Origin of the sequence: Jiangella aurantiaca, from assembly GCF_004349105.1 — a bacterium.
In the GTDB taxonomy this organism is placed as follows: Bacteria; Actinomycetota; Actinomycetes; order Jiangellales; family Jiangellaceae; genus Jiangella; species Jiangella aurantiaca.
In genome coordinates this window covers 1-5,165 of sequence record NZ_SMLB01000091.1, presented here as the reverse complement: position 1 = coordinate 5,165, position 5,165 = coordinate 1, and the positions used below count along the sequence as shown (strand labels likewise).

At 72.4% G+C, this 5,165-nt stretch carries 5 protein-coding genes; all 5 read right to left on the bottom strand.

Annotated features, from left to right (window positions below):
• Nucleotides 1-94 precede the first annotated feature (94 nt).
• The gene (locus E1262_RS29925; protein ID WP_132107992.1) at nt 95-1,045 is read right to left on the bottom strand and encodes a type IV toxin-antitoxin system AbiEi family antitoxin domain-containing protein; all 951 of its coding nucleotides are present in this window, start codon (nt 1,043-1,045) and stop codon (nt 95-97) included.
• Nucleotides 1,046-1,216: 171 nt separating this feature from the next.
• Entirely contained in the window at nt 1,217-2,419 is a 1,203-nt protein-coding gene (gene mshC, locus E1262_RS29920) for a cysteine--1-D-myo-inosityl 2-amino-2-deoxy-alpha-D-glucopyranoside ligase (RefSeq protein WP_132107991.1), read from the bottom strand.
• Nucleotides 2,420-2,774: 355 nt separating this feature from the next.
• Nucleotides 2,775-3,590 (bottom strand): SCO1664 family protein, encoded by an 816-nt coding sequence (locus tag E1262_RS29915; protein ID WP_132107993.1) that lies wholly within the window; start codon nt 3,588-3,590, stop codon nt 2,775-2,777.
• Entirely contained in the window at nt 3,587-4,147 is a 561-nt protein-coding gene (locus tag E1262_RS29910; protein ID WP_132107990.1) for a DUF3090 family protein, read from the bottom strand. The genes E1262_RS29915 and E1262_RS29910 overlap by 4 nt, the downstream gene beginning before the upstream one ends.
• Nucleotides 4,148-4,186: 39 nt before the next feature.
• Entirely contained in the window at nt 4,187-4,885 is a 699-nt protein-coding gene (locus E1262_RS29905; RefSeq protein ID WP_132107989.1) for a histidine phosphatase family protein, read from the bottom strand.
• Nucleotides 4,886-5,165 lie beyond the last annotated feature (280 nt).

The following is a 5,165-nucleotide window of genomic DNA, read 5'->3' as shown; positions in this document are numbered from 1 at the left end:
CCCGCCCGGAAATGATCACGTTCAGCACGAAATCTCGTGTCGCACTACGCATGTAATCGTGTTGACGCTCGGGAAATCCTGGTGATGGCCGCCGTCAGACGACCCGCCGGCCGCGGGCAAGCGCGGCACGATACCGGGCCGCTACGACGTCGTCGCGGTACAGGTCGGCCCATACCGAGCGGACGACCTCCAAGCCCTGCTCACGCAGCCGGTCCTCGCGACGCTTCTCCCGCCAGACGGCGTCGCCGGGCGCCTCGCCGGGCTTGAGGAGCCGGCCGTACTTCACGCGGCCGTCGAACTCGGCTGCCGTCGCGTGATCCTCGAAGTAGAAGTCGACCCGGTCCTCGGGACCGTCACCGCCACCGATGACGACCTGCAGCTCAGGACGCGGCAGACCCACGCGCTCAAGCTGCACACGGTGTCGCGATTCACCGACGCTCTCCGAGCGGCCGTCGGCGAACTCCACGACTCGGCCCGCCGAACGGGCGCCCCGCCAGTCCCGCATCGTGTCGAGCACGTCGCGGAGCTCGGTCTTGATCACGACCCCGCCGGCCAGAGCACCGTCAGCGGTCACCACGGCCGATTCGAACGACACCGTCCGGGCAACGTCGACGACGGTACGCGCCGGCGCCGTGACGAGGACCCCGTCGACCGTGGTCAGTTCCTCGTCAGTGAGCCGCCCGGCGTGATGGTGGACCCCGGCTTCGAGACGTGGCGCATACCGGTCGCGGCGCGAGACATGCACTGTCGTCAGGTCGGCACCCCAGGTGGGCCAGCCACGCCACACCGCAGCGGACACGTGGCTGAGCACGGCCGGCACCTTGAGCTGCAGCGTCGCTGCCTGACAGAGCGCGAGGTGACGCTCCCGATCGTCGAGCGTGTTCCAAAGCGTTGTCTCGACGTAGGCGCCACGTCGGATCGCCGTCCATGCGCCGACCGCGCGGCGGCGGGCGATCTCGCTGTCGTCGTATCCGGCCGCCAAAGCCTGGGCGCGGACGACGACGCCATGCTGACGCGCGGCCAGCGCTCGCAGTGCTTCGTCCATGGACGAGACATTTGCCGACGAACGACCGTCGCGCCACAACGTCGCGCCGGATTGTGGACAACTGCGGCCATCGGTCTGCCCGGTGGACAGCGGTACGTCACCAGGATTGCCCGAGCGTCAACACGAATACAGGCGTAGTGCGACACGAGATTTCGTGCTGAACGTGATCATTCAGAGGGGAAGGCCGAGGAGGGCGTCGGCGGTGGCGGCGATGAGGGCGGGGGCCGAGGAGTCAGTGCCGGGGCTGGCGGCCCAGCGGTCGATCGCGGCGAGCGCACCCGGCGAGTCGAGGTCGTCGGCGAGCCGCTCGCGGATCTCGGCCAGCACCGGCTCCGCGGGTGCGCCCATCCCGGCCGCGACGGCCGTCCGCCAGCGCTCCAGCCGCCGCGTCGCGTCCGTCAGCACGGACGCCGACCACTCGCGGTCGGCGCGGTAGTGGGCGTCCAGCAACGCCAGGCGCACGGCGGCCGCCTCGACGCCGTCGGCGCGCAGCCGGTGGACGAAGACGAGGTTGCCGAGCGACTTCGACATCTTCTCGCCGTCGAACCCGACCATGCCGGCGTGCGAGTACAACGTCGCGAAGGCGCCGGCCACGACGTGGGCGTGCGACGCGGACATCTCGTGGTGCGGGAAGATGAGGTCGTTGCCGCCGCCCTGCACGTCGAACGGGACGCCGAGGTACTCCATGGCGATCGCGGCGCACTCGACGTGCCAGCCGGGCCGGCCGGGGCCGAACGGGCTGTCCCACGACGGCTCCCCCGGGCGCGCCTTCAGCCAGACCAGCGGGTCCAGCGGGTCCTTCTTGCCGGGACGGTCGGGGTCGCCGCCGCGCTCGGCGAACAGCGCCCGCAGCTCCGCCTCGGGCAGCCGTGACACCGAGCCGAACGCCGGGTCCGAGCGCACCGAGAAGTACAGGTCGCCGTCCAGTTCGTAGACCGACGGCTCCATCCGCTGGATCAGCCGGGTGATCAGCGGGATCGACTCGACGGCGCCGACGTACGACGACGGCGGCAGCACCCGCAGCCAGGCCATGTCCTCGGTGAACAGCCGCGTCTCGGCGTCGGCCAGCTCGCGCCAGTCCTGCGCGGTCTCGGCGGCCCGCTCCAGCAGCGGGTCGTCGATGTCGGTGACGTTCTGCACGTAGCGGACGTCGTGGCCGGCGTCGCGCCAGACGCGGTTGAGCAGGTCGAACGCGAGGTAGGTGGCGGCGTGCCCCAGGTGCGTGGCGTCGTACGGCGTGATGCCGCAGACGTACATCGTCGCCACCGGCCCCGGTTCGAGCGGCCGGGCCGACCCCGTCGCGGTGTCGAACAGTCGGACGGGCAGGCCGTGCCCGGGCAGGGCGGGCACGTCGGGGGCAGACCAGGCTCGCATGATGCGCTCAGCCTAACCGGGCGCCGACCGCGAAGTCCCGGCCGGCGGCGAGCCCCACGAGGGAAAGGGGGCTCTCCGACCCGATCCGTGGGTCCTGCTCACCTGTGGGCCGCCGCGGTGGATGACGACGGTCGGGCTCGTCGTCAGGTGCCGCGTAGCGTCCACGTGGTGAGATTTCGCCGCGATCCGGGGCACGTCACCACGTTTTCTGGAGCCTCAACACGATTGCAATCGTGGTGAGGCTCCAGAAATCCGGGTGATGCAGGCGATCCTTGATGATCACGGCGGTCCAACCCGGCGCCGCCCGCGAGGTCCCAGCCGGCGGCGAACGCCCACGAGGGAGAGGGGACAGTGCTCAGAAGACCGGCCACGGAACCGGCATCCGGCCCGCGGGACTGGGCATCGCCCCCCGGGCCAACAGCGCGTCGATCCGCTCCGCCGTCGCCGCGACCTCCTCGTCGGCCAGCAGCGCACCCAGCGTCGCGCCGAGCGGGCCGTCGACCAGCGCCCGCAACCGCTCCAGGTCCGACCGCTCGGCCGGCGTGAGGGCGGATCCGGCCCACCCCCACAGGACGGTGCGCAGCTTCGGGTCGACGTTGAAGCAGACGCCGTGGTCGACGCCGACGACCTCGGCCACCGACGGCGCGACGGACCGGTCGCCGGTCAGCACGTGCCCGCCCTTGCGGTCGGCGTTGTTGACGACGGCGTCGAAGACGGCCAGCCGGCGCAGCCCGGGGTCGTCGGCATGCACCAGCAGGACGGGCGAGCCGTCGCCGTCGACCGCCTGGAGGATCGGCAGCCACCCGTCGACGGACGACGACGCCGGGACGACGTCCACCCGCCCGGCCCCGACCTCGGCCGACCCCTGGTCCATCCACGCCTGGCACATGCCCGCCCCGAACGGCCCGTCGGGGCGCAGCACCGTCGGCGGCACGAGCTCCCAGCCGGCCGCCGCGGACACCTCGTAGGCGGCGGCCTCGCGCGCGGCCAGCGTGCCGTCGGGGAAGTCCCACAGCGGCTGCTCGCCGCTGACCGGCTTGTACACGCACCGCACCGAGGTGTCGCCATGCGTGACGCGGCCGAGCAGGGTGAGGTTGGATGCGACCACGAGCCTGCCCTCGACGGTCAGCTCGCCCTCGCGGAGCAGGCTCAGCAGGTCCACGGCGGTCAGCCCCGCCGCCGGTAGCCGTTCTGCCGGGGGCAGACGTGCCCGGACGGGTCCAGCGGCAGGCTGCACAGCGGGCACGGCGGACGGCCGGCCGCGACGACGGCCTGGGCGCGCTTGACGAATGCGCGCGCCTCGGCGCCGGACAGCCGCACGACCATGACGTCGCGGTCGGACTCGTCGGGGTCGTCCGGCGGCTCGGTGTCGTCCTCGACGACGGCGTACGCGGCGACCACGACCTGCTCGTCCTCGGTGTCCCAGCGCAGCGTCATGGCGCCGACCCGGAACTCCTCGACGATCGGCTGCTCCAGCGGGTCGAGGTCGTCGAGCTCCGGCGGCGCGACGGCGGGGACGGACGTCAGCCCGCCGGCCCGGCGCAGGATCTCGTCGAGCATGTCGTCGACCCGTTCCGCGAGCACCGACACCTGCTCCTTCTCGAGCAGCACGCTGATCAGCTTGGTGCCGTCGCGGGCCTGGAGGAAGAACGAGCGCTCGCCGGGGCGCCCGACGGTTCCGGCGATGAAGCGTTCGGGCTGGTCGAATCGGTACACCTGCGCGGCCACGTCAGAAAGCCTATCTCGCGGCCGTTCTCGGACCATGATCTACTGCGCCGCGTCGCCCGCTCCCCCGCCGACGACGGCGTCGGTGCGGGTGGCGCGGCGTCGCCGCCGCGCCGGCGACGTCAGGAAGCCGAGATCGCCGCCGACGTCGTTGACGCGCAGCACGAATGGCCGGCGCTCGGTGAACGAGACGACGGAGACCGAGCACGGGTCGACGACCAGCCGCTGGAAGTGGTCGAGGTGCATGCCCAGCGCGTCGGCGAGGACCGCCTTGATGACGTCGGCGTGCGAGACCGCGAACCAGACCGCGCCCGGGCCGTGCCGCTCGGCCAACTCGGCGTCGCGGGTCCGGACGGCGTCGACAGCACGCTCCTGGGCGGCCCGCAGCGACTCGCCGCCGGGGAACACGACGCCGGACGGGTGCTCCTGGACGACCTTCCAGAGCTTCTCGCGGCGCACCTCGGCCAGCGGCCGCCCGGTCCAGTCGCCGTAGTCGCACTCGGTGAGGCCGTCGTCGGTGACGACGTCGTGGTCGCCGGCGATCGCCGTCGCCGTCTGCACGCACCGCTCCAACGGGCTGCTGACGACCACCGCCGGGCGGACGGGTTCCAGCCGCCGCGCGAGGGCCGCCGCGCCCGTTCGGCCGGTGTCGTCCAGGCCGACGCCGGGCGTGCGGCCGGCCAGTACGCCGGCGACGTTGGCGGTGGTCCGGCCGTGGCGTACCAGGACGACTGTGGGCATGTGGGGAAGCCTACGAGGCGTACCGATCGGATGAACATCTGCCCATAAGCTCGCGCGCGCCCTCGAAATGGGTTATCAAGTTCTCAGACAAATGTCTTCGTCGCCGGGACCGTTCGGCCCATTCGGGCCTCGCGCGTCGGGCACGGGAGGGGACACGACGCGCATGCGGTTCCTCAGACGGCGCCACGTGGCAGCCATCGCTGCCACGGCCGGGCTCGCGCTGGCCGCCGCCGGCGGACCCGCCGTCGCCGCGCCCGCGACCACCCCGCTGTCTCTTATA

Coding starts and splice junctions, on each gene's coding strand:
- E1262_RS29925 (WP_132107992.1), bottom strand. CDS start 1,045: ATGGACGAAGCACTGCGAGCGCTGGCCGCGCGTCAGCATGGCGTCGTC.
- mshC (WP_132107991.1), bottom strand. CDS start 2,419: ATGCGAGCCTGGTCTGCCCCCGACGTGCCCGCCCTGCCCGGGCACGGC.
- E1262_RS29905 (WP_132107989.1), bottom strand. CDS start 4,885: ATGCCCACAGTCGTCCTGGTACGCCACGGCCGGACCACCGCCAACGTC.